Origin of the sequence: Staphylococcus sp. 11-B-312, from assembly GCF_016743055.1 — a bacterium.
Taxonomy (GTDB): domain Bacteria; phylum Bacillota; class Bacilli; order Staphylococcales; family Staphylococcaceae; genus Staphylococcus; species Staphylococcus ureilyticus.
The window spans coordinates 867,458-891,477 of the sequence record NZ_CP068241.1 but is presented as its reverse complement, the minus strand read 5'-3'; the positions used below and the strand labels follow the sequence as shown (position 1 = coordinate 891,477).

At 32.8% G+C, this 24,020-nt stretch carries 24 protein-coding genes; 3 read left to right on the top strand and 21 right to left on the bottom strand.

Annotated elements, in window-relative coordinates; all coding sequences use genetic code 11:
* Nucleotides 1–15: 15 nt before the first annotated feature.
* The 12 genes from JG554_RS04090 to fdaB all read right to left on the bottom strand — a co-directional run bounded on the left by JG554_RS04090 (nt 16) and on the right by fdaB (nt 11,969).
* Nucleotides 16–540 (bottom strand): TIGR01440 family protein, encoded by a 525-nt coding sequence (locus JG554_RS04090; RefSeq protein ID WP_046207756.1) that lies wholly within the window; start codon nt 538–540, stop codon nt 16–18.
* A 144-nt stretch (nt 541–684) separates the two neighbouring features.
* A complete protein-coding gene (locus JG554_RS04085) occupies nt 685–1,107 on the bottom strand; it encodes a low molecular weight protein arginine phosphatase (RefSeq protein ID WP_046207755.1) in 423 nt (140 codons plus the stop codon).
* Nucleotides 1,104–2,147: an L-threonylcarbamoyladenylate synthase gene (locus tag JG554_RS04080; protein WP_070039517.1), complete on the bottom strand. Its 1,044-nt coding sequence runs from the start codon at nt 2,145–2,147 to the stop codon at nt 1,104–1,106. Before JG554_RS04080 ends, JG554_RS04085 begins: the two co-directional genes overlap by 4 nt.
* 95 nt (nt 2,148–2,242) lie before the next feature.
* Nucleotides 2,243–3,079 carry a peptide chain release factor N(5)-glutamine methyltransferase gene (prmC, locus tag JG554_RS04075; protein ID WP_070039519.1) on the bottom strand — a complete coding sequence of 279 codons (837 nt, stop codon included), beginning with the start codon at nt 3,077–3,079 and terminating at the stop codon, nt 2,243–2,245.
* The gene (gene prfA, locus JG554_RS04070; RefSeq protein ID WP_070039521.1) at nt 3,066–4,142 is read right to left on the bottom strand and encodes a peptide chain release factor 1; all 1,077 of its coding nucleotides are present in this window, start codon (nt 4,140–4,142) and stop codon (nt 3,066–3,068) included. The genes prmC and prfA overlap by 14 nt, the downstream gene beginning before the upstream one ends.
* Nucleotides 4,142–4,741, bottom strand: coding sequence for a thymidine kinase (locus JG554_RS04065; RefSeq protein ID WP_046207751.1), 600 nt, complete (start codon nt 4,739–4,741; stop codon nt 4,142–4,144). The genes prfA and JG554_RS04065 overlap by 1 nt, the downstream gene beginning before the upstream one ends.
* A gap of 202 nt (nt 4,742–4,943) precedes the next feature.
* A complete protein-coding gene (locus JG554_RS04060) occupies nt 4,944–5,201 on the bottom strand; it encodes a type B 50S ribosomal protein L31 (protein WP_019468287.1) in 258 nt (85 codons plus the stop codon).
* A 133-nt stretch (nt 5,202–5,334) separates the two neighbouring features.
* Nucleotides 5,335–6,651 (bottom strand): transcription termination factor Rho, encoded by a 1,317-nt coding sequence (gene rho / locus JG554_RS04055; protein ID WP_046207750.1) that lies wholly within the window; start codon nt 6,649–6,651, stop codon nt 5,335–5,337.
* A gap of 560 nt (nt 6,652–7,211) precedes the next feature.
* A complete protein-coding gene (locus tag JG554_RS04050) occupies nt 7,212–8,642 on the bottom strand; it encodes an aldehyde dehydrogenase family protein (protein ID WP_046207749.1) in 1,431 nt (476 codons plus the stop codon).
* 434 nt (nt 8,643–9,076) lie between these two features.
* The gene (locus JG554_RS04045) at nt 9,077–9,400 is read right to left on the bottom strand and encodes a winged helix-turn-helix transcriptional regulator (RefSeq protein ID WP_046207748.1); all 324 of its coding nucleotides are present in this window, start codon (nt 9,398–9,400) and stop codon (nt 9,077–9,079) included.
* Between the two features lie 87 nt (nt 9,401–9,487).
* Nucleotides 9,488–10,747 carry a UDP-N-acetylglucosamine 1-carboxyvinyltransferase gene (locus tag JG554_RS04040; protein WP_070039523.1) on the bottom strand — a complete coding sequence of 420 codons (1,260 nt, stop codon included), beginning with the start codon at nt 10,745–10,747 and terminating at the stop codon, nt 9,488–9,490.
* 361 nt (nt 10,748–11,108) lie between these two features.
* Nucleotides 11,109–11,969, bottom strand: a complete 861-nt coding sequence (gene fdaB / locus JG554_RS04035) for a class IIb fructose-bisphosphate aldolase FdaB (protein ID WP_046207746.1) — start codon at nt 11,967–11,969, stop codon at nt 11,109–11,111.
* Between the two features lie 220 nt (nt 11,970–12,189).
* Here fdaB and JG554_RS04030 point away from each other — a divergent pair, with 220 nt between their 5' ends.
* Nucleotides 12,190–12,711: a DUF2529 family protein gene (locus tag JG554_RS04030; RefSeq protein ID WP_046207745.1), complete on the top strand. Its 522-nt coding sequence runs from the start codon at nt 12,190–12,192 to the stop codon at nt 12,709–12,711.
* A gap of 104 nt (nt 12,712–12,815) precedes the next feature.
* On the opposite strand, the gene JG554_RS04025 is transcribed toward JG554_RS04030, so the two are convergent.
* The 4 genes from JG554_RS04025 to JG554_RS04010 form a co-directional block, all read right to left on the bottom strand.
* Nucleotides 12,816–14,426 carry a CTP synthase gene (locus tag JG554_RS04025; protein WP_070039525.1) on the bottom strand — a complete coding sequence of 537 codons (1,611 nt, stop codon included), beginning with the start codon at nt 14,424–14,426 and terminating at the stop codon, nt 12,816–12,818.
* 325 nt (nt 14,427–14,751) lie between these two features.
* On the bottom strand, nt 14,752–15,294 hold the full coding sequence (rpoE, locus tag JG554_RS04020; protein ID WP_019468279.1) for a DNA-directed RNA polymerase subunit delta: 543 nt from the start codon (nt 15,292–15,294) through the stop codon (nt 14,752–14,754).
* A gap of 115 nt (nt 15,295–15,409) precedes the next feature.
* A complete protein-coding gene (locus tag JG554_RS04015) occupies nt 15,410–16,270 on the bottom strand; it encodes a GNAT family N-acetyltransferase (RefSeq protein WP_046207743.1) in 861 nt (286 codons plus the stop codon).
* Nucleotides 16,271–16,356: 86 nt separating this feature from the next.
* Nucleotides 16,357–16,722 (bottom strand): VOC family protein, encoded by a 366-nt coding sequence (locus tag JG554_RS04010; protein WP_070039527.1) that lies wholly within the window; start codon nt 16,720–16,722, stop codon nt 16,357–16,359.
* A gap of 91 nt (nt 16,723–16,813) precedes the next feature.
* On the opposite strand from JG554_RS04010, the gene coaW reads away from it, so the two are divergent.
* On the top strand, nt 16,814–17,614 hold the full coding sequence (gene coaW, locus JG554_RS04005; RefSeq protein WP_046207741.1) for a type II pantothenate kinase: 801 nt from the start codon (nt 16,814–16,816) through the stop codon (nt 17,612–17,614).
* 141 nt (nt 17,615–17,755) lie between these two features.
* Here the strand turns inward: coaW and JG554_RS04000 are convergent, their stop codons facing one another.
* The 3 genes from JG554_RS04000 to JG554_RS03990 all read right to left on the bottom strand — a co-directional run bounded on the left by JG554_RS04000 (nt 17,756) and on the right by JG554_RS03990 (nt 20,960).
* Complete coding sequence (locus JG554_RS04000) at nt 17,756–18,421, bottom strand: DUF2750 domain-containing protein (protein ID WP_070039528.1); 666 nt, start codon at nt 18,419–18,421, stop codon at nt 17,756–17,758.
* 164 nt (nt 18,422–18,585) lie between these two features.
* The gene (gene ldmS / locus JG554_RS03995; RefSeq protein WP_064209835.1) at nt 18,586–19,779 is read right to left on the bottom strand and encodes an L-aspartate--L-methionine ligase LdmS; all 1,194 of its coding nucleotides are present in this window, start codon (nt 19,777–19,779) and stop codon (nt 18,586–18,588) included.
* Nucleotides 19,776–20,960, bottom strand: coding sequence for a M20 family metallopeptidase (locus tag JG554_RS03990; RefSeq protein ID WP_107360112.1), 1,185 nt, complete (start codon nt 20,958–20,960; stop codon nt 19,776–19,778). Before JG554_RS03990 ends, ldmS begins: the two co-directional genes overlap by 4 nt.
* Before the next feature lie 252 nt (nt 20,961–21,212).
* Between JG554_RS03990 and JG554_RS03985 the strand changes: the two genes are divergently transcribed.
* A complete protein-coding gene (locus tag JG554_RS03985; RefSeq protein WP_070039529.1) occupies nt 21,213–21,683 on the top strand; it encodes an S-ribosylhomocysteine lyase in 471 nt (156 codons plus the stop codon).
* A gap of 792 nt (nt 21,684–22,475) precedes the next feature.
* On the opposite strand, the gene JG554_RS03980 is transcribed toward JG554_RS03985, so the two are convergent.
* Together JG554_RS03980 and deoB are read right to left on the bottom strand one after the other, a co-directional pair.
* Nucleotides 22,476–22,829, bottom strand: coding sequence for a DoxX family protein (locus JG554_RS03980; RefSeq protein WP_046207736.1), 354 nt, complete (start codon nt 22,827–22,829; stop codon nt 22,476–22,478).
* A complete protein-coding gene (gene deoB, locus JG554_RS03975) occupies nt 22,826–24,013 on the bottom strand; it encodes a phosphopentomutase (RefSeq protein ID WP_203265376.1) in 1,188 nt (395 codons plus the stop codon). Before deoB ends, JG554_RS03980 begins: the two co-directional genes overlap by 4 nt.
* Nucleotides 24,014–24,020: the final 7 nt, after the last annotated feature.

Genomic DNA, 24,020 nt, shown 5'->3' with positions numbered 1-24,020 from the left:
ACCCTCGTTTCTGTATTAGTTGTATTTTGCTCTTTCGCCACCAATTTTTTTAGGTCTTGAAGAAGCGATTGTAACAATTGCTTCGCCAATTTGCTTCACGCTTGTACGTTCGGGTATTGCTACATGTTTGATATGCATACCAATTAATGTTTGACCAATATCTATACCTTTCGGAACAGTTATAGTTTCAACCACCATAGGCGCTTCCATATGCTGATATGCATACGTAGCTAAACTACCTCCAGCATGGACATCGGGTACAACGGTTACTTCTTCCATCGTTGCGGGGTCGAAGTTAGCTTTTTCAATCGTAATTGCTCTATTGATATGTTCACAGCCTTGAAATACAAAAGAAACGCCTGTTTCCGTTTCAATCTCTTTTAATGCTTCAAATATATCTTTAGCTACTTCCATTGAACCGACGCTACCTATGCGTTCGCCAATCACTTCTGAAGTAGAACAACCTACAATACAAAGCTCATCCTTTTTAAAGAAAGATTTAGACTTTAGTTCATCTAACAATGCTCTTAAATCTTCCATATTAAACACCCCTTATTTATTTTGATAAAAAAGTAAGCCAAAATACATAAGTCCAATCTGGCAAATTTAATTGCTAGCACATTTGCTACACGTAATTATTATAACGTATTTAATGACTTACTCATACTAATTTCACATATTTATTTACTCTAATATTTTATTTTTTAATTTTTCAATCAATGAATTTAATTCATTATAAATTTCAATATAATCTGATTTAGTTCCTCCAAATGGGTCAGAAACATCATCACCATGCAATACATATTCACTTAAAGTAAATATATGTGTATTTACGCCATACGTTTGTTTAATCGCATCTCTATGACTCCTTGACATTGTCAAAATAAGATCTGCATGCATGTCCATCTCAGTGAATTGTTGCGCATTGTCAGGTATTGGCAATTGTTTTTCTTTTAAGATAGCACGCGTATGTTCTGAGGTAGGTGCGCCATCTAATGCAAATAAACCACGCGAAGCAACTTCGATGTCAGGTATTTTAGCTTTTGCAATACTTTCTGCCATTGGACTTCTACAAGTATTACCAGTACAAACAAAAACGATTTTCATAATTTTTCTCCTTTAACGACGGTAAAGTTTGCCGCCTTTTGCATTCGATTCATAATAGCAACTGCTTCGCCACTATTTTCAAATCCAAATATATAAGCTTCTTTTATCTTTTTATTTTTGTCTATATCGTGCAATATTTGATACAAATTATGGTTTGCCCCTTTAATATCTCTTTCATTTTCACACAGTGGAATGAAAGTTGCGTTTTTTGGAATATATTTACATTTATCTTTCGGGAATATAAACGCAACATCACTCCAATCTTTACATGAGGATGGTTGTTGATGAACGCCGTATACAATCGTTATTGGCGTATCTGGCGCATAATGTTTATATTTCATTCCGGGGGCTATAGGTTTTTCTTGATTTAAATCATCTTTTGCTGAAATAGAACCTGGCAAAACATTTTCAATCATCGACTTGGTGATAGATCCTGGACGAGCAATTTTAAATGGGTATTGCGTGCAATCTAACACGGTACTTTCTAAACCTTCTTCACTTTGATCACCATTAACAATACCATCAATGCTTTGGTTTAAATCATGATATACATGTTCAAACTTAGTTGGAGAAGGTCTACCACTTAAATTAGCGCTCGGTGCGGCAATCGGTATGTCTACAAACTCTAATATTTTTCTCCCAATCACATGACTTGGCATTCTAACCGCTATGGATGAAAGTCCACCACTTACACTTTCACATAAATATCCTTTTTTTAATGGTAAAATAAACGAAATTGGTCCTGGCCAAAATTGATTCATCAGTATTTTAACTTCTTGTGAAATATGCTTCGTAAATACATCTAGTTGCTTAACATTATGTATATGCACGATGAGTGGATTATCTGAAGGTCTACCTTTTGCAGCAAAAATATTTTTTATAGTTTGTTCATTTCTTGCATCACCACCTAAACCATATACAGTTTCAGTTGGTATAGCGATGAGTCCACCAGCTTCAAAAATATTTTTTATCTCATTAAAAGCATCTACATTTGCATCCTCAGTCGCATGATTTCTTAAATCCCATATTTTTGTTTTCATTTATACTCACCCTTTCATCTTAATTTCAATTTTAAAACAAAATAAGAAGTTATGCACCTTCATGACATATCATGTTAGGTACACAACTTCTTAAATTACCATTTAAAAGAAACCATTCTATCATTATCGTTAATATCTTTTATTATTTGGACACTTACAGCAGGATATTTTTTTTCAATTTTGCTTTTTAATGTAGCTCCTTGTTTATAACCAATCTCAAACACAACAATTGCATTAGGTAATAATACGTCTGGTAATTGATCTAAAATCTTTTCATAAACTTGAAAGCCGTTGTTTTCAGCAAACAAAGCACTCATAGGTTCATATTGTAAAACAGTATCATCCATTAAAGCTTTTTCGCTCTCAGCGATATAGGGGGGATTTGAAATCAATCCATTCACTTTAATATGCTTTTCTATTAATGGATTTAAGGTATCGCCTTGTAAAAATATAACATCTACATCATGATACTCAGCGTTTTCTTTTGCCACAGATAAGGCTTCATCATATAAATCTGTAGCTATAACATCCAAATTTTGATTCATTTTTTTTAGTAAAATAGGTATGTTACCACTACCTGTTCCAATATCTACAACCTTATCTCCCGATTTTACCAAATTATAAAAATGTAGTAATACTTCCTCGGTTTCTGGCCTTGGAATTAAACAATGCTCATTCACTTTAAATATTTCACCATAAAAAGTTTGCGTTCCTACAATATATTGAATCGGTTCGCCTTGTAACATCCTTGCTTCCGCATTATCAAACAACACGTTGTGTGCTTCCGTCATAACTTCATCTGCGTGTAGCAAATAATCTAATTTTTGCCATTGAAATAAATCAAGCATTAACCATTCAGCTCGTGTTACTTCAATACCTTTAATTTCGCATTTGTCTTGTGCGATTTTTAATCGTTCTCTATAATTCACCATCATTCAGTTCTTTCAATTTATCAGTTTGTTCAGCTAAAGTTAGTGCATCAATAATCTCATCTAACTTACCTTCCATAACTTGCTCTAATTTCTGCAATGTCAATCCAATACGATGATCCGTTACGCGACTCTGTGGATAATTGTATGTTCTAATTCTCTCTGAACGATCACCTGAACCGACAGCTGATTTACGCTGTGCAGCATACTTTTGTTGTTCTTCTTGTAATTTCATATCAAATAAACGTGCTTTTAACACTTTCATTGCTTTTTCACGGTTTTGAATTTGAGATTTCTCAGATGATGTAGCAATGACACCTGTCGGTATATGTGTAATTCGAACGGCAGAATCAGTGGTATTTACGTGTTGTCCACCTGCACCACTAGAACGATATGTGTCTACTTTAATATCTTCATTTCGAATCTCTATCTCAACATCTTCAACTTCTGGTAATACGGCAACAGTAGCAGTAGATGTGTGAATACGTCCTCCAGACTCAGTTGCTGGTACACGTTGTACACGATGTGCACCATTTTCGTATTTCAATTTACTGTAAGCGCCTGTTCCTGTAACAGAGAAGCTAATCTCTTTGTAACCACCATGATCACTTTCAGTAGCTTCTACGATATCAGTTTTATAACTATGTGCTTCTGCATATCTAGAATACATTCTAAATAAATCACCAGCAAATATTGCAGCCTCATCCCCACCAGCTGCTGCACGAATTTCAACAATTACGTCTTTTTCATCGTTAGGGTCTTTTGGAATTAACAAGAATTTTAATTCTTCTTCCAGTTCTGGAATTTTTTGACTCAATTCTTGCTTTTCGTCTTTAAGCATTTCGACTTCTTCATCGTCTTTTGTTTCCTGTAACATATCATCTATTTCAGTTACATCTTCTTTAACCTGTTTATATTCACGATATACTTCTACTGTTTTTTGCAAATCAGCCTGTTCTTTTGAATATTTTCGTAAATTGTCTGGATTATTTACGACTTCAGGATCACTTAACATTTCATTTAATTGCTCGTATCTTTCCTCTACAATGTCTAATTGATCAAACACTACATTTCCTCCTTCTCATGATTACTTGGTGCAACAATATGATGTGCCCTACATCTAGGTTCATAGCTTTCGTTAGCGCCAACGAGAATCACTGGATCATCTATTTTTGCTGGATTACCATCAATTAATCGTTGTGTACGGCTTGATGACGAGCCACATACTGCACATACAGCTTGTAGTTTAGTCACTTCTTCACTTACTGCTAATAAATGGGGAATTGGTTCAAATGGTTCACCTCTGAAATCCATATCTAAACCTGCAGTAATCACTCTATGCCCCTTTTCAGCTAATTCTTCAACAATATGGACAATATTATTTTCGAAAAATTGAACTTCATCAATTGCTATAATATCAAAATTTGTTAAATCGTGTTTATAGATCTCAGCTGCTGTCGAGATATTAATTGCCTCAATTGCATTGCCGTTATGCGACACAATCTTATCTTTATGATAGCGATCATCTATTGCCGGTTTAAATACAACCACCTTTTGTTTAGCATATAGTCCACGTCTTAAACGACGAATTAATTCTTCAGATTTACCACTAAACATACTTCCAGTTATACATTCTATCCACCCGGAATGATAAGTTTCATTCATTATGCGTTCCACCCTTTTTCAAAACATAATCGGTTTATTATATCATATTTTCCATCTTAAAATATCAATTTCTCATAAGATATTTGTAATTTAATATGTAATCAAAGTGCTCTAACAACTGTGCAATTCTGTTCAAACCTTCACATCGTCCATGTTAAATAAAAAAGCATTCTCATAAAATGAGAATGCCTTATGACAACAATTATTCGTTGCTTGATTTGAATCCGAATTTCTTGTTGAAACGTTCCACACGACCATCCGCAGCAGCGAATTTTTGACGTCCTGTGTAAAATGGATGTGAATCAGATGAAATATCTAAACGAATAACTGGGTATTCATTTCCATCTTCCCATTCCATTGTTTCTGATGAAGATTTTGTTGAACCACTTAAGAATTTAAAGTCTGTAGTTGTATCTAAAAAGATAACTTTGTGGTATTCAGGATGAATATTTTGTTTCATTTTTTTCAGCTCCTTTGCCCTGAACCATCTGGAACAGAGTTGTTTGTGAGTTTTTTTACCCAATACTTGATAATTATAATTGTTATAAAACTAAAACGCAACCCTAAATCACATATTTAAATGTTAAGCTGCTTTAAATAATTGGCTTACCAGTTTTAGTACTTTCTTTGGCAGCTTGTTGCAATTGTTCAAAGAATTCTTGATTCGTTTTTGTACGTTTTAATTTTCTTACAAATCTTTCTGTGAAATCAAGTGAATCTGTGAACATGTTACGTAGTTGCCAAAGTGACTCTAAATCTTTTGGCGGTATTAGTAATTCTTCTTTACGTGTAGAACTTCGACCAATATCAATAGCTGGAAAGACACGGCGTTCAGCTAGTTTGCGATCAAGGTGTAATTCCATGTTTCCTGTCCCTTTAAATTCTTCATATATCATGTCATCCATACGTGATCCTGTATCTACTAAAGCAGTAGCTAATATCGTCATACTTCCACCAGCTTCAATATTTCTCGCAGCACCAAAGAATGCCTTAGGTTTGTGTAATGAAGCTGGATCTAAACCACCTGAAAGCGTGCGTCCGCTTGGCGGGATAACCAAGTTATATGCACGTGCAAGTCTTGTAATAGAATCCATAAGAATAATGACATCTTTACCTATTTCTACTAAACGCTTGGCACGTTCTAATAGTAATTCTGCTACTTTGACATGGTGCTGTGGTGGTTCATCAAATGTTGAATGAACGACTTCTGCTGATTCTACAGAACGCTCAATATCAGTTACTTCTTCTGGTCTTTCACCCACAAGTAGCACAAATAATTCTGCATCAGGTTTATTGCTTGCGATGGCATTTGCAATTTCTTTCAATAATGACGTTTTCCCAGCTTTTGGTGGGGCAACAATCAAACCACGTTGTCCTAAACCAATTGGCGTAATTAAATCCATAATACGTGTAGAATAATTTTCTTTTGTTGTTTCTAGCTTGATGCGCTCTTCTGGATATAATGGTGTTAATGCTTGGAAATGTGGTCTTTTCTTAACTTCTTCTGCATTCTCATCATTAACAAAATCTACTTGTAGCAAACCATAATACTTTTCATTATCCTTTGGTTTCCTTACTTTACCAGTTACTTTGTCGCCTCTTTTAATTTCAAAACGACGTATTTGGCTAGCAGAGATATAAATATCTTTTTCACCTTTTGAATAATTGACAGTCCTTAAGAAGCCATAACCATCTTGTTGGATATCATCTAAGATACCTTCCATATAATAGTTGCCATCTTTTTCCATCTGGGCTTCCATAATTGCAAGAACTAACTCTTTTTTATTTAATTTACTATAGTTTGTTAATTTCAGTGATTTTGCTTTTTGAGTGAGATCTTTAGTAGTGTAATTTTTATATAACTCGTGGAACGATTCGTACTGAGGTGATGTTCGTACTTTATCAGGCATTATCTTGCACCCATTTCATAAAAAAGTTTTAAATAACATAGAGGGCTACGCTATTTACCTTTATAACTATAGCAAATATTTTATTTAATTACAAAATGTATTTCAATTTTTGAAATTTATTAATACTGCTTTAAAGCTAATTAGTTAATAAAACAGTATGTTAAATTGTAATGCTTTAATTTATAATTCAAAATTTCTAAAAATAATTAGAACTAAGCATATGTATCTCTGGTTCAATCATTAACATCAATTGTCATTGAGAAATATAAAAACTGACCTTTGCATATCGTAATAGACTTATATTAGGAATTGGAGATTGTCGTTTCGTTAAGTAATATAAGTTAAACATTCATTTTTGGCGATTTTATAATGTCCTTACACCGAAGAAATGGTGGTTATGAGAGGCTACAGGCTCAAATCATATCCTCACGCATGCATGTTAAAAATCGGAAGATTAAAAAATGACTAATCCATAAGCATACGGATTAGTCATTTTTAAGCTTGAGCTTATTTGTCACAGTATATTTTTATTACAACTTATAATTTTATTTTGTATTAAATTACGCGTTAAAATATCCTGCAATAGATTTAACTTCTAAGAATTCTTCTATGCCATAATCTCCCCATTCGCGTCCTAAACCTGATTGTTTATAGCCACCGAATGGTAAGTCTGGTTTTCGTCCAGCTTCATTTATTTCAACTGTTCCAGCCTCAATTGAACGCGCAACTTTATGCAGTTTTTCTTTGTCTTGTCCATATACATAACCAGCTAAGCCATATTTCGTATCATTTGCAATTTCAATTGCTTCGTCTAAATCGTTGTAAGTGATCACAGACATAACAGGACCGAAAATTTCTTCTTGTGCAATTGTCATATCATTTTCAACATTATTAAAAATAGTTGGTCTTGCAAAATAGCCTTTTTCCAAGTTTTCAGGTTTTCCAGGACCACCGTATAATAATTCGGCACCTTCTTCTACACCTTTATCAATATATGATTGAACTTGATCAAATTGTTTTTTACTAATAATTGGTCCTACTTGTGTACCTTCTTCACGAGGATCACCAACTTTAACTTGGCTAAATTTTTCTTTAACAGCTGTTAAGAATTCTTCTTTTATACTTGCTGGTACCAATGTTCTAGTTCCTGCAGTACAAACTTGTCCTGTATTATTGACGACTTTACCAGTTGCTGCACTTGCAGCACCATCAATATCAGCATCATCTAAAATAATATAAGGAGATTTACCTCCTAATTCTAATGATACTTTTTTGAAATCTTCAGCTGCTTTCTTCATAATGCTTGCACCAGTTGGACCAGATCCAGTAAAGGACATCATTCTTACTTTTGGATGTTCACTTAGTGGATTTCCAACGCCTTGGCCATCACCATTCACTAAGTTAAATACACCTTTAGGTACGCCAACTTTATCAAATATTTCTGCTAAAATGATGGCTGCAAATGGTGTTTCTTCTGATGGTTTTAATACAACTGGGCTTCCTGCCGCAAAAGCTGCTGCTAATTTTAATGAAGTTTGGTTAGTTGGGAAATTCCATGGTGTAATTAATCCAGCAACACCAATTGCTTCCTTAACAACTAAATCGTCGCCACGTCTTTCTTCAAATTCAAAATTATCTAATGCATCTCGTGCAGCTTCAAAATGATTTAATCCCATTTGATAATGGACATTTTCAGATACTTTTAAAGGAGCTCCTAATTCGTCAGTTATTGCGTCAACAATATCATCTTTTCTATTTTTATATTCTTGAACAATTTTATCTAACAGTTCTTTTCTTTCTGCTACAGAACTTTGTCTAAATTCTAAATATACTTTATCTGCTGCTTCTACCGCTTTATTAACATCCTCTTTATTGCCTTTAGCAATTGTGCCTGCCACTTCTTCAGTTGCTGGGTTGATTACATCAAGTGTTTCTCCACTTGCACTTTCTACCCATTCTCCGTCGATATATTGTTTAGTGAAATTTCTCATCAATTATTCACTCCTTAATTTGTGTTCATGCTTTTATTCTAACCTAGATTTTTAATTTTAAAACATATCTGCTCATTCCAAATCATTGCAAACGTTGTTATTACAGGGTTTTACGCCTGAAATTTATGCATAGTTATAATAGCATTATTTTGTTATATATCAATTAGAAATAACATTTATATCCTTAAAATTTTGCTTTTTTTAGAATATTTAAACATACCATGACATGTCAATCGGCACATCCACTCTTAATCAACAAAATTATTTTAACACTACTAAAGGTTAGATGATTCGACAATAAATAAAAAAGCTATAAAGAAATCTTTAATTAAAGATTTCTTTATAGCTAATCTTAGTATGTTAAAAACAGACTAGATATAACAATCATATTCAAATAAAATATTACATGAAAATGTCAAATTAAAAAGTTAAAATCATTCGCTTTCTAACTCGATATATTCTTGGGCCCATTTTTCCATAGGAACCAATGCCGATGCTAAGGCATCACCTTTATCTGTAAGTTGATATAAAATGTTCATAGGACTAGTAGAAATAATTTTTTTCTCTACAAGTCCCCATTCATTAAGGTCTGTGAGCTTTATGCTAAGTGCACGAGGCGTAATTGTTTTCAAATCACGTTTCATATCAGAAAAATGAGCAGATTTTTCCGTGCACCTAGACAAGTAATTAATGATAAGACCGTTCCAACTTCTACCTACTATTTTAAAGGTCTCTTCTAGATAAGGGCAAACCTCCATGGTCATCACCTCATATCAATTATATTTCCCCACTGCATAAACTATAATTTACTTTATACATTCAGTATAATTATTATACCACATGTTTTATATTTTTTCAGTCCAAATGTCTGCTCCAAGTGATTTTAGTGTTTTAACAATATTAGTATAACCACGATAAATATGTTTTACATTATAAATTGTAGTAACACCTTCAGCTAATAAGCCAGCTACAATTAGACAAGCACCTGCACGTAAATCACTCGCGTATACTTCTGCGCCTGTTAATTTAGATGGTTTGATTGTTGCAGTACCATTATCTGATGTAATATTAGCACCCATATTTTTAAGTTCTTCGACATGCTTGAATCGAGCTGGATAGATTGTTTCAGTCACAAAAGAAACTCCATCAGCCATAAATAATAATGGCGTAATAGGTTGTTGTAAATCTGTAGCAAAACCTGGGTATACTAATGTTTTAATATCTACACTAGAATATGGTGTACTTCTCTTAATTGTTACACTATCATCACCAACATTTATGTTTACACCAAGTTCTTTCAACTTAACAGTTAATGGCTCAACATGGGTAGGGATAATATTATTAATCACAATATCTTCACCACAAGCTGCGGCAATACACATATAAGTTCCTGCTTCAATTCTATCTGGTATCACTTGATGATGTGATCCATGTAAATGCTCAACACCTTTTATTTTGATTGTACTTGTACCAGCACCTTTAATATTAGCGCCTAAACTTGTTAAGAAGTTAGCTACATCAACCACTTCTGGTTCTTTCGCTGCGTTTTCAATTACAGTTTGTCCTTCAGCTCGTACTGCTGCCAACATAATATTAATCGTTGCACCTACACTAACGATATCTAAAAATATATTAGCACCTGTTAAACGATCAGCTTCAATTTTCATAGATGTTTCACTGGATTCATCAACATGCGCTCCTAATGCTTTAAAACCCTTGATGTGTTGATCAATCGGTCGTGGACCTAATGGACAACCGCCAGGCAACCCAATTACACATTTTTTAAATCTACCTAACATTGCCCCCATCATATAATATGAAGCACGTAGTGATTCTACTTTATTATTAGGTAATGGAGCATTTTCAATTTCATTTGGATCAACTTCAAGTGTCGTGCCGTCTAGCTTTGCATCAATATTCAAATCACCTAATAAACTCACTAGCGTTTCAACATCTGAGATTTGTGGTAACCCTTCTATTGTAACTTTATCTTCCGCTAGAATTGTAGCTGGAATGATTGCTACAGCACTATTTTTTGCACCATGATTATTAACTTCACCTTTTAGTGTTTGACCGCCTCTAATTTTTATTACTTCTTGAGCCATTCGCTTGATCTCCTTTGCCTTTCAATCAGTATTTCAATTTAATTACATTATTTGCATTATAAAGTAAAAAAATGAAGTTTGCAAAACACACCAATGAAACAAAACTTTTTTAATTTTAAATTATGTATTGCTTCACTTTTATGTATACTATAATGATATTTTTATTCCCGATTTAATAGGGTTCAAATCTTATTTATCTTATTTCTGTTTAAAATTTATGTTGATATTTCAATTTGCTTAATTTTAACGCTCATAGATTATAACATAAAAAAATAAGACTGCGACATTAAAAATTGTCACAGCCTTACCGATTGAATCATCAAGATTACTTTAAAATATGCATCTTTCTATTATAGGCAGATTATTTAGCTCTATTTGATGTACCAAACTCTTTAATTTTACCCACTACTGTTGTTTTAATCGCTTCACGTGCTGGTCCTAAATACTTACGAGGATCATACATTTCTTTATCATTGTCTAAAGCTTCACGTACTGCTTTTGCAGAAGCAATTTGATTTTCTGTATTAACATTTATTTTTGCAGTGCCAAATGGAATCGCTTTTTGAATATCTTTAGTTGGGATACCAGTTCCACCATGTAATACTAATGGTAAGCCAGTTGAAGCACCAATTTCTTCCATTTCTTTAAATCCTAATTTGGGTTCTCCTTTATACGGTCCGTGAACTGAACCTAACGCTGGTGCTAAAGTATCAATACCTGTTCTTTCAACAAGCTCTTGACATTCTTTAGGATCTGCATAAATAACACCTTCAGCAACAACATCGTCTTCTTGTCCACCTACTGTACCTAATTCAGCTTCTACCGATACGCCATGTTCGTGAGCATATTCAACTACTTTTGATGTAATTGCTACGTTATCTTCAAATGACTCATGAGAAGCATCAATCATAACTGATGTAAATCCAGCATCGATAGCTTCTTTACATTTATCAAAACTTGAACCATGGTCTAAGTGAATTGCAACTGGAATCGAAATTTCTTTATCGTGCATTAATCCTTCTACCATTTTAACTACTGTATAGAATCCGCCCATATAACGTGCTGCACCTTCAGAAACTCCTAAAATAACTGGAGCATTTTCTTCTTGTGAAGCTTCCAATATCGCTTGTGTAAATTCTAAGTTATTTAAGTTGTATTGGCCAACCGCATAACCATTTTCTTTTGCATCGATTAACATTTCTTTCATTGAAACTAAAGGCATGAAAGTTCCTCCTTAGTGCATTGAGCACATATTTTTACAATTTAATTATATCAAAATCCCAAACAATTTGCATTCTTCTATTCATTTGTAAGCGTTTTTAATTTATTTTTTTAATTTATTTCATTTAAATCAGTCTTTAGCATTCATATTTTTATATAAAATTGCAATATTTTCTATCATTATTTAAAATAAGTTGAGTGAATAGATCGGAGGTACATATATGTCTAAAATTTTAAACACACAATTAAATGGTGTTTTCAATCGAATTGAAGCACAAGATTTAGATATTCAAATGGCAGCTCAATGCTTAATTCAAGCAATAGGTGGAGAAGGTAATGTGTTTGTTAAAGGTTATGGGGACTTGAATTTTTTTGAAAATTATATTTTAAATAGTAATGAAAAGTTAGAATCTAGTGTTGCATTATCCTCACTTAATACATTCGAAGATATTGACACAACAGATAGAGTGTTTCTTTTTTCCCCTTACTATACTGAGAATGTTGAAAATGATGTTAAGTCATTAATTGCAAATGATGTAGACTTTGTCTTAATTTGTAATAAACCAAAAACAGGAAATTTTCCAGATCATTTATTTCATTTTGTTAATCTAAGTACACCAAGACCTATTGTGTATACCGAAGATTACGATAAAATTGTTATACCACATCCAATTGCATTCAACTACATTTATTATGATATATATACACAAATGGTTGAAATGGTTAGAGATTTAAATCTTTAACATCTAAATCACTATTATTCTTCATATCTCATCTAATTTAATAAACAAACTAACTTTAAAAAGGCTGAAACGAATGTCATCGTTTCAGCCTTTTTAATCAATATTTACTTTGTTTGTTGATGATTCAATGATGCTTCTATAAATGCTTTGAATATAGGTTGTGGTCGATTAGGTCTAGATAAGAATTCTGGATGAAATTGACATGCAACGAAGAAATCATTTTCAGGAATTTCTACCATTTCAATCAATCTACCGTCTGGACTAGTTCCAGAGAAAATCATACCTTTTTCTTCTAGTTGGTCTCTATATTCATTATTGAACTCATAACGATGACGATGTCTTTCTTCTATATCTACTGCGTCATAGATTTTATGCGCTAAAGTTCCTTCTTTAATATGACATGGGTACAGCCCTAATCTTAACGTACCACCTAAATCTTCAATGTCTTTCTGTTCAGGCAATAGGTCAATGATCGGATGTGGCGTTGAGGGATCTAATTCTGCAGAGTGTGCATTTTCTAAGCCAAGTACATTTCTTGCAAACTCTACTGTAGCAAGTTGCATTCCTAAACAGATACCGAAATATGGTACATTATTCTCTCTCGCGTATTTGATAGCGGATATTTTTCCTTCACTTGCTCTGAATCCAAATCCACCAGGAACTAAAATGCCATCAACATCATTCAGTATATCATGTACATTTTCATCAGTTACTTCGCTAGAATCTATCCACTTAACTTCAATATCCTTTTTAAATGGATAACCTGCATGTTTTAATGATTCAACTACTGATAAATAAGCATCTTGAAGACTTACATATTTACCAACTAAGCCGATAGTTATTTTGCCATCTAAACTGTTTACTGTATCTAGTAAATACTGCCATTCGTCTAACTGAGTATCATACTTAGCGTTAAGTTCTAAGCGTTGAATTACAATATCATCCATGTCCTGTTTACTTAATTGTAATGGAATTTCATAGAGTGAATCTGCATCGCGACATTCAATGACACTTTCTTTGTTAATATCACAGAATAAAGCAATTTTATCTTTTAAATCTTGTGTTAATTCATATTCTGTACGTACTACGATTAAGTCTGGTTGAATACCCAACCCACGAAGTTCTTTAACACTATGTTGTGTGGGTTTTGTTTTCATTTCACCGGCAGCTTTTATAAATGGTAAAAGTGTACAATGTACGTACATGACATTTTCACGACCCAAGTCACTACGAATTTGTCTAATCGCTTCTATAAATGGTAATGATTCAATATCTCCAGTAGTACCGCCAATTTCAGTAATAACTACATCAGCATTCGTACTTTCTCCTGCTAAAAGTAAACGCTCTTTAATTTCATTTGTAATATGAGGAATTACTTGAACCGTACCACCAAGATAATCACCACGGCGTTCTTTTTTCAAAACATGTGAATAAACTTTACCAGCAGTAACATTTGAATACTTATTTAAATTAATGTCAATAAATCTTTCATAATGTCCTAAGTCTAAATCTGTTTCCGCACCATCATCAGTAACAAATACTTCACCGTGTTGGTATGGACTCATTGTACCTGGATCAACATTTAAATAGGGATCAAATTTTTGTATTGTAACTTTTAATCCTCTATCTTTTAATAAACGTCCTAAAGATGCTGCTGTGATACCTTTACCTAGTGAAGATACAACCCCACCAGTTACAAAAATAAATTTTGTCATTTTCTGCCTCCTATTATTAAAACAGTCATTCCCACAATACCAACAAAAATTTATGGCATGTTTCATTAATCATTGAAATAGTTATAATTTATGTAAACGTCTAAGCGTTATAATTTTTAAATATCATTATATTCACTAAAAATAACGTCATAAATTAAAATTTTATAAAATTTGTATAGTCATTTAAATAAAAAAATCGCTCCCTCTCACAGCATTTGCAAGGGGGAGCGTATAATATTTATACACGTCGTCCTAATTAAAGGAGCCCGAATAAAATTTTATCATTTTCGCAGAAAAAGTCAAATGAATATTGATAGATTATTGATTAATTTTCTTCGTCTTCTTCCTCTTCATCATATTCATCTTCGTCTTCTTCTAAATCTTCATCTTCGTCATCGTCTTCATCAATAACGATTTCATTTTCAGGAATCTCTTCGTCAACTTCTTCTTCATCAGGTTCTTCGATTGTCTCTTGGTCATCAGTGACTGCTGGGATGTCATCATCGTCGTCTGCCTCATCTTCACCAAGTAATTTTAATGTTTTATCTTCTTCATCGTCATCGTCTAAAATGTCGAATTTTTGGATAGTTGGTGCTATTTTTTCTTCAATATCGGCAACTGAATACCAATCACGTAAGCCCCATATGTTTTCTCCAACATTTAGGAAACGACCATCTGTGTTTAAGTCTGTATAGAATTGAACAATTCTATTTTCAATTTCGTGGTCTTCGTAATGACCTAAAGCTTTAAATTCGTCAATAATATCATATAAGTTCATTGTATCGCCTTTTTCAAGTAATAATGTGTAGGCCATATCAATAAATGATTTCTCGTCAACCATTTCTTTAGTGTAATCTTGAATTCTCATTATTTATTCTTCCTTTCAGAGGCATTTATGCATTTATCCAAATCAGTACTATTCATCTTAAGTAATAATAACAAAAGTAAATTATAAATGACAATCCCTGATTTCGCAAACACTATTAATAATTAATATATTTTTCAAAAACAGAAAAATCTTCTGCCTTTTCAATTTCAACAAAATTACTGTTTATACATAGTGGTTTTAATTCATTATTTTCCCCATAAAGTGTAATCGTTATTAGCTTTATACCTTCAAAATGTTTTCGAATATATGTAGGTAATTGTCTCAATGCACTTTCCGCTATACCGTTATGTCTCTCTGCTTTATCAACTTCAATTGAATTAATATTCATACGCTGTTCATGTTGCTCAATTGCTATAAAACCTACCTTATTATCGTCTTTCATCATATCAATAATATGCACATCATAAGGTGATGTATCTCCATTTGCTGTTAGCTTTAAAGAAGATACATGTTTAGAATCTAAATCTAAATAATATAGACGTTCTTTGCCAATCGGGCCTTCTTCTTTTGTGGCAGCATGCATAAAACCTGCACGTTCATATACATTCCATGCACCTTTATTTTCCGCATCTACAACTAAGTATAAATGATTAAAATTTGGAAATAGCTTTTGAACATATTGTGGCAAATACATCATCATTTTTGTACCATACCCAAACCCTTGAAAATCTTCGTTTACAGATAAAGAACGAACATATATAACTTGTTTAGGTGTATCGTATCCTTCATGTTGATAATATTGATGTAAGACAAAAAAACCTACTACTTCTCCTTCATCATTCAAAGCAATATTAGCTACTCGGTCGTTATCCTTCAATGCATCACTAAGCACATCTTTTGGCAATGAAGAATATATCTGTTGGCGCTCACTTAATTTAAAATGACAAACAGCTGATTTATATTTTTCTTCAAAAACTTGTATTGTAATATTTTCAAACGTTTCTTTAATAAACATATTATATCCCCTATTGTGTTTAACTTTTATTAGTTATTAATACCACTTTTACACTAGTATAATCGAAAGTTGGACATTTTGTCTTATTAGTCTAAGAAACAATTCATGAGCCAGTTGACTTCAAATTGGTCTTTCACTTGTCCATGCATCGCATTAAAAAATGTTTTAGACAGAGGCATATGTGGGTCTCCCGCTTCGCTTAATTTATCATATACTTGTTTTTGAGTTTCCAAATCGTCGAAAGTTAAAATTATATTTGTGTTGTCATTGCTCCATTCCCGTCCATATGTGCTGGAAATATGTAATACAACTGTTTCATTAATATGGAGCTCCGCGTGTAAAGTTTTACCGTTTGTTTCGTTTAATATTTTTTCGCTACCACCAAACGCATTTTTATAAAATGTTAATGCTTGTTCTACATCATCTACTTTAATAAAAGGGCTTAATTTCATTAAAACCATTCCTTTCTAATTTTCTATATTTGATTTTCCCTCATTTTATTATAATATAAGTTATAATGTAAATTTTTTAGGAGGTACACAGATGAAAATAGGCATTGATGCCGGCGGAACACTTATAAAAATTGTTCAAGATGATAATGGTAAACGACAATATACTACAAAATTAACTACTGAAATAAATGACGTCATTGAATGGTTGGAACAACAATCTTGTGAAAGTATTAGTTTAACAGGGGGGCAAGCTGGGACAATTCAAAATAGTTTAAATTGTGAATCTCGTATTTTTGTAGAGTTTGATGCTGCTGCAAAAGGTTTAGAACTCTTGTTAGAAGAACAAGGTCATCATTTAGATAATTATATTTTTACTAATGTTGGTACTGGAACTTCATTGCATTATTCAAATGGCAAAGAACAACAACGTGTTGGTGGTGTCGGTACAGGCGGTGGTATGATACAAGGCTTGGGTTATTTATTAACTGGATTAAAAGATTACAAACAATTGACAGATACTGCCCAAAAAGGAGATCGCGAATTTATTGATTTAAAAGTAAAACATATCTATAAAGATAGTGAACCTCCTATTTCAGGAGATTTAACTGCTGCTAATTTCGGTCATGTGTTACATAATTTAGACAAGGATTTTTCAGATTCTGACAAATTAGCTTCATTGATTGGTGTAGTGGGAGAAGTCATTACTACGATGTCTATTACAGTAGCGAGAGAATATGGTACAGAAAACGTAGCTTATATCGGTTCTTCGTTCCACAATAATCATTTACTTAAAGAAGTTGTAAAAGATTATACAGTATTACGTGGTTTTAAACCATTTTATATTGAACACGGTGCCTTTTCCGGTGCACTAGGCGCAATTCATTTAAGTTAAAAAAATACCATGACATAAATGTAAAGAATTGTTTTTTCTTTACTTATGTCATGGTAAAAAATGAACGTAATTATTCCGTTTGAATATCACAATTCATTCAAACGGAATAATTACTTCCAACAGTGCTTGTATTCAATGATATTAAAACGGTAATTGATCTAATACTTTCTGAGCTGAGACTACGGTACCTACAACGCCTGATTTCAAATCAATCGCTACTGCTTTGTCATCATCTCTTAAAGTATCTAACCATTCTGCGAAGACTTCACCCTCTATTTCAATAATATCGCATTCTTCAAAATCTTCATTTCTTACTTTTTCTGCCCTATTTCTAATACTCCACACCGGCATAATATGTGGTTTTTGATGCTCATCATCACTAATCATAATGAATTGTTTGGCATCTTTATTAGTTAAACCAAATACAGCATCTTCTTCTGCTACATCAATAACAAATTCTTTGAGACGAATTTCATCTAAATCTGACATCAATTCATTTGTAAAATCAATAATATTTACTAAATCACCATCTGTCTGAGATGAAGCATTCATCAACACTTCTTCACCTTCTGCAAACACATCATCCATTTCATATGTTACGAAACGATCAATATCAATTTTTTTAATCTTATCATAATCGGTGTCATGTTTATTTAAGAATGTTTCAGCTGTTTCTTTTTGAGTCCAAACACAAATGACATCTTTCCCTAAAATTTCATGTCTAATTAGTTGTTTTGACTTTGTTGCTATATAAAAATATTCATTTACCAGAATATCTTGAAAAAATGAACTTGCTTTATAAGACATAATCACACCTTCAATTCATTAAAATATTTAACTATATTTAAAATATAAATGAGTATAATACTATAGTCAATTAACGTCATACAATAAATATTAAAATTTTAATATATCTAAACAATAAACTAAGTTAACAAATCCTATTAACTGAATTTTTCCTATATTACTGATTATATTTTTAATTCTTTTAAAAATTGTTGTTCTAGTTTATCCACTTGTTCTTGAGACTGTCCATGCCAAATACATGCAAATCTTGAAGGAACGTTTTCATTATTATACCAATCACCATCATAATATGATAGCGGAAACAAGCAACCCTTACGAACATATTTTATAATTGTTTGGAAGAAATGTTCATTATCATGAGGTGCGATATAACTATAAAACTTTTGATATCCAGACTGAATTAATGGATCTAATAAAAGCATGCTTGTTGAGCCATTTTGTCTAAAATTTAAATCAATCGCAAATATATCACCGTGCTCATCTATAAGTAAATCAAAACCCGCGATCCCAAAATAACCTTTCGACACACCTATTTCCATGATTTCTTTGCCTGCTTGAATGACTGATTCAGGCACATCATGTACATTTTGATTACCACTATAATGTCCATATTTGTCTGTAATTTGCTCTGATGTACCTATATAGTGAATATCCCCTTCTTTTTCACATGCAAATTGCACGCAATAATTAGCTATTTCCTGAATTTTTTGTTCGATAATAATTGTGTCAGTCTCATCTTTTGCTTGTTCAATACGTGATTTTGCTTTAATCAAGTCCTCATCGTCATAACATATCATCACGCCATAACCGCCTGCAGTTGGTAAGTCATCACCAGGCTTCAAGACAAAAGGAAACGTCCAGTTTGTAATCGCATCTTCAAACGCTTCTACTTTTACCACTTCACGTGCAGGTAAATATTTTTGATTCGTCCATTCTGGAATGCGTGCTTTATTATTTAATGCAACAAAAATATCTTTATCCATTGCGTAATATTCTTTTTCTAAAATAGATTCACTATGAATATATTGAAAATAAATGCGTTTATTGTCTTGTTTGGCAAGTTTTTTTATTGTTTTTTCGTACGAAGTTTGATCATAAAAAGTATAGATATTGGTCGGCATTGGTTTGCCAATCAATTCCAATAACCTTTCCAATTTCTTTGTGACACTTGCTTGATGCACAATAACAGGCATTTGATCAGCTATAATCAATTCCCTACCAGTCAAAAAATTAGATTGATGTTCCTCTGGTTCTAACCATGGATTGGAAATATAAGATGGTCTAGAAGTATATACGACATCATCATTGTATAAATCACTAAGTGTTAATTTAGGGTGTTGAGTACTTAGTTTTTTCATTTTTTGTTCCCCTTTATATATTGGTGCTGTTCAACTATTTCATTAAGTTCTGCTTGATTTTCTATTAATTCTAATCCCATTAATGCAAGGATTTTAGCACCTCTTATTAAAGCTTGATCTCCATGGGCACTTCCTGCCGCCTCTCGAAAACGATGTGTATGTCCCACTAAATTTCTAGAACCTATTTTAATATGAGGATGAATCGTTGGTACAACGTGACTTACATTACCCGTATCTGTCGAGCCAAAACCAAAATCATCATCTATCACTGCCTCTCCCATTTTCGTAGCATATTTTGCAAATAAATCATCTAATTTGGGCGTTTTAATAAATTCATTAACACCATTTTGTATGGGACCAAATTCATAGTCACATCCCGTTTGAATCGCGGCTCCTTTTGCAATTTGCCCTACTCTATCAGTTAAAATATCCAATTCTTTACGAGATGTTGCACGTGTATAAAAGCGCGCATGTGTGTAGTCTGGGATAATATTAGCAGCTTTTCCACCATCTAATATAACACCATGAACCTTTTGACTTTTTTTGATATGCTGTCTTAGCTGAGCCACGCCATTAAAATATGTAATCATTGCATCTAGAGCATTTCTTGCTTCTTCAGCATTCTCAGAAGCATGTGTACTTTTACCATAAAATTTAATGTCTAAAACATCTACCGCTAATGTGTTAATTGTTTTGTAAGTTTCATTTCCGGGATGTATCATTAAAGCAACATCCATTTCATCTACAATACCTTCTTTAACGTAAGCAGCTTTTGCGCTACCATTGACACCACCCTCTTCGGCTGGACAACCAAGTATTACTACTTTTCCACCTGTTTGTTCAATCACTTGCTTCAAAGCTATACCAGCAAATGTACTTGCCGTGCCTATAATATTATGACCACAGGCATGACCTAGACCTGGTAAAGCATCATATTCTGCTAAAAATCCAATGGTTGGACCGTCGATGTCTGAATCATAACGTGCAATGAAACCCGTAGCATAACCTGCAATATTTGTTTCAACTTCAAACCCATGCTTCTCTAAATCTTCAATTAACGTTCTTGAAGCAAATATTTCTTCATTACCTAATTCAGGTCTTTGATGAATAAGGTGACTCAATTCTATGTATGTTAATTTTTCATTTTCTATATAATCTAATATGATTTGTTCATGTGTCATTTTCAATACAACTCCCTTGTACTACAACATTTTACACGTATTATAAAACTTATAAATAAAGCATATTTAATACTAAATGTGCAAAATACATTTTTATTATTACTTATTCTATCCGTTTTGATTAATTCTGTCATTATTTTTCTGAAATTTTAAAAAATGATATTTAGTTGTGTTTTCTAAAATTTATAGAAATTGTAAATAGCGTTACGTCTTGTTACAATTATGATAATTATTATTTTAGGAGGACATCACATGCCAAAAATGAACGTTGAAAGTTTTAATTTAGATCATACCAAAGTAGTAGCACCATTTGTTCGACTTGCAGGTAAAATGGAAGGTGCTAATGGAGATGTTATCCATAAATATGACATTCGTTTTAAACAACCAAACAAAGAACATATGGAAATGTCTGGTTTGCACTCACTTGAACATTTAATGGCTGAAAATATTAGAAATCATTCAGATAAAGTTGTTGATATAAGTCCAATGGGTTGTCAAACTGGTTTTTACGTATCTTTTATCAATCATAGTGATTATGATGATGTGTTAAGTATAATTGAACAAACACTTCAAGATGTATTATCTGCTACAGAAGTTCCAGCATGTAATGAAGTACAATGTGGTTGGGCTGCTAGCCATTCATTAGAAGGTGCCAAAGAAATTGCACAAGCATTTTTAGATAAAAAGAATCAATGGCATGATATTTATGGCGAAGGCAAATAATATCTTATTACCGTTGTAAAATAAGATACAAAAATCAAATTCAAAATATAAGTAACTATTTTTGAATAAGCACTGACAATATTCTAATTTATTTAAAAAGATGCTTGATTTGAATCGTTATCATCTAATGTCAAAATACACAAGAATCTGAGACATAAAACCTAGAAAAATAGCACGCAGATGATTTAATTAATACATCTGCGTGCTTCTTTATTATTCAATACTGCGGCGTATTATTGTTGGCTCGCTTGCTTAAGAGGACGACTTCAGCCTGTCGTTTTCAGATTGTTCCGTTCCCTCAAGCGTCTCGCCAAAATACAACGTATTTATATGTAATTTCACATTAAAACACTTTAAAAACAAGTCCATATTTGAATCTTTATTTCTTTGTTTTAATGGCATTTAATATAAAAAAGTAGTAACTCAATGCGCTAATGATAATTAAAACAAAATTGAAAAATGGTATTTTTTATATTTTTTTCATTTTTATACGTTTATGTTTATCAGAAATATATTTTTGTAAAGTTTGAACATGCAACCGCTCAAATTATAAGGTTACCTTGCCTGTCCGCATGTTTCGACTCAGCTATAAAACTCTATTTTTAAAAGAAATGATGTTATCGTTTAAGTTTTGTTTTTTCAAGTTTACACCTTAACTATGATATATAACACATAGAAAACGCCAATTTCTATATTAATTTAATAGAAATTGGCGTTTAGTCTATAATCAGAGCATTCTAACCATGGCGCTTTATAATGTATATCCAGTCACGCAATTATTGATTGTTCACTCTATAGTTTGTTCACGATTTTTATTAAGACAAATTGTAGTGGGATTCGACTGTATAACAAACTATTCGGCAGTTGTTTATCGCCTAGTGGCAATTTTTTTCTTGCCATATAAATATTTGCAGGCAATACTGCTAATAAAAACATATTAATCATTTTCTTGAGACATTGGCCAGGTCTATTAACTATTAAAAGCAAGCCAAAAATTATTTCGACTACACCCGAAATAATAACCGCAGATTTTCTAAGTGGTAAATATTCAGGTACAATTTTTCTAAAACGTGACTCATGTTTAAAATGTAAGACACCAATAATCATGAAGCCACAGCCTAAAATCAAGCTTAATAACCGCTTCATTTATCGACACCCATTTCTTTTAAATAGCTTCGACCAAATTCTGGTAATGTAACGTCAAAATTATCCGCAATTGTAGCACCTATAGAACTAAAAGTATCGTCCGTAGATAGTTCATGGTAATCTTTTATTTTAGGACTAAACATTAGGACTGGGATGTATTCTCTTGTATGATCTGTCCCCGGTGCCGTAGGATCATTGCCGTGGTCTGCAGTAATGATTACTAAGTCGTCATCTTTAAGATGTTTGATAAGTTCTGGTAAACGCTCATCAAAATCTTTCAATGCCTCAGCATATCCATTTTTATCACGTCGATGTCCATACAGAGCGTCAAAATCCACTAAATTCAAGAAACTTAACCCCTTAAATTCACGTTGTACAGTTTCTATGAGCTTATCCATGCCATCCATATTGCTTTTTGTTCGAATTGCTTCAGTAACACCTTCACCATCATAAATGTCATTGATTTTTCCTAATGCAATCACATCAAATTGATTCTCTTTCAACTCATTCATCACTGTTCGTCCAAATGGTTTTAACGCATAATCATGTCGATTAGAAGTTCTTGTAAAAGCACCTGGTTCACCTACATATGGTCGTGCAATGATTCGACCAATTAAATATTTTGGATCTTTAGTTAGTTCTCTTACTTTTTCACAAATATCATACAATTCTTCGAGTGGAATAATATCTTCATGTGCCGCAATTTGAAGTACTGGATCTGCTGATGTATAGACAATCAGGTCTCCAGTTTTCATCTGATGCTCTCCCCACTCATCAATAATTTGTGTACCAGAAGCTGGTCTATTTGCAACTACTTTTCGACCTGTCATCGTTTCAATTTCACTGATTAATTCTTGTGGAAATCCATCAGGATAAACTTTAAAAGGTTGCATAATATTTAAGCCCATAATTTCCCAATGGCCCGTCATCGTATCCTTACCTACAGAAGCTTCACTCATCTTAGTATAAAACGCTTCTGGTTTAGACACTTTTTCGACATTAGGTAATGCAGCGATATTACCTAGACCTAACCTTTGTAAATTAGGTAATGATTTATCAAAACCTTCAAGCGTATGCTTCAAAGTGTGACTACCTTCATCATTAAATGCTTTTGCATCAGGCCCTTCGCCTATACCCACTGAATCCATGACAATTAAATGTACCCTTTTAAATGGTATAGACATCATTCCA

Excerpts from the sequence above, each read along its gene's own strand:
- JG554_RS04090 (WP_046207756.1), bottom strand. The coding sequence starts at position 540 with ATGGAAGATTTAAGAGCATTGTTAGATGAACTAAAGTCTAAATCTTTC.
- JG554_RS04085 (WP_046207755.1), bottom strand. The coding sequence starts at position 1,107 with ATGAAAATCGTTTTTGTTTGTACTGGTAATACTTGTAGAAGTCCAATG.
- JG554_RS04080 (WP_070039517.1), bottom strand. The coding sequence starts at position 2,147 with ATGAAAACAAAAATATGGGATTTAAGAAATCATGCGACTGAGGATGCA.
- prmC (WP_070039519.1), bottom strand. The coding sequence starts at position 3,079 with ATGGTGAATTATAGAGAACGATTAAAAATCGCACAAGACAAATGCGAA.
- JG554_RS04065 (WP_046207751.1), bottom strand. The coding sequence starts at position 4,741 with ATGAATGAAACTTATCATTCCGGGTGGATAGAATGTATAACTGGAAGT.
- JG554_RS04060 (WP_019468287.1), bottom strand. The coding sequence starts at position 5,201 with ATGAAACAAAATATTCATCCTGAATACCACAAAGTTATCTTTTTAGAT.
- rho (WP_046207750.1), bottom strand. The coding sequence starts at position 6,651 with ATGCCTGATAAAGTACGAACATCACCTCAGTACGAATCGTTCCACGAG.
- JG554_RS04050 (WP_046207749.1), bottom strand. The coding sequence starts at position 8,642 with ATGAGAAATTTCACTAAACAATATATCGACGGAGAATGGGTAGAAAGT.
- JG554_RS04045 (WP_046207748.1), bottom strand. The coding sequence starts at position 9,400 with ATGGAGGTTTGCCCTTATCTAGAAGAGACCTTTAAAATAGTAGGTAGA.
- JG554_RS04040 (WP_070039523.1), bottom strand. The coding sequence starts at position 10,747 with ATGGCTCAAGAAGTAATAAAAATTAGAGGCGGTCAAACACTAAAAGGT.
- fdaB (WP_046207746.1), bottom strand. The coding sequence starts at position 11,969 with ATGCCTTTAGTTTCAATGAAAGAAATGTTAATCGATGCAAAAGAAAAT.
- JG554_RS04030 (WP_046207745.1), top strand. The coding sequence starts at position 12,190 with ATGTCTAAAATTTTAAACACACAATTAAATGGTGTTTTCAATCGAATT.
- JG554_RS04025 (WP_070039525.1), bottom strand. The coding sequence starts at position 14,426 with ATGACAAAATTTATTTTTGTAACTGGTGGGGTTGTATCTTCACTAGGT.
- rpoE (WP_019468279.1), bottom strand. The coding sequence starts at position 15,294 with ATGAGAATTCAAGATTACACTAAAGAAATGGTTGACGAGAAATCATTT.
- JG554_RS04015 (WP_046207743.1), bottom strand. The coding sequence starts at position 16,270 with ATGTTTATTAAAGAAACGTTTGAAAATATTACAATACAAGTTTTTGAA.
- JG554_RS04010 (WP_070039527.1), bottom strand. The coding sequence starts at position 16,722 with ATGAAATTAAGCCCTTTTATTAAAGTAGATGATGTAGAACAAGCATTA.
- coaW (WP_046207741.1), top strand. The coding sequence starts at position 16,814 with ATGAAAATAGGCATTGATGCCGGCGGAACACTTATAAAAATTGTTCAA.
- JG554_RS04000 (WP_070039528.1), bottom strand. The coding sequence starts at position 18,421 with ATGTCTTATAAAGCAAGTTCATTTTTTCAAGATATTCTGGTAAATGAA.
- ldmS (WP_064209835.1), bottom strand. The coding sequence starts at position 19,779 with ATGAAAAAACTAAGTACTCAACACCCTAAATTAACACTTAGTGATTTA.
- JG554_RS03990 (WP_107360112.1), bottom strand. The coding sequence starts at position 20,960 with ATGACACATGAACAAATCATATTAGATTATATAGAAAATGAAAAATTA.
- JG554_RS03985 (WP_070039529.1), top strand. The coding sequence starts at position 21,213 with ATGCCAAAAATGAACGTTGAAAGTTTTAATTTAGATCATACCAAAGTA.
- JG554_RS03980 (WP_046207736.1), bottom strand. The coding sequence starts at position 22,829 with ATGAAGCGGTTATTAAGCTTGATTTTAGGCTGTGGCTTCATGATTATT.
- deoB (WP_203265376.1), bottom strand. The coding sequence starts at position 24,013 with ATGTCTATACCATTTAAAAGGGTACATTTAATTGTCATGGATTCAGTG.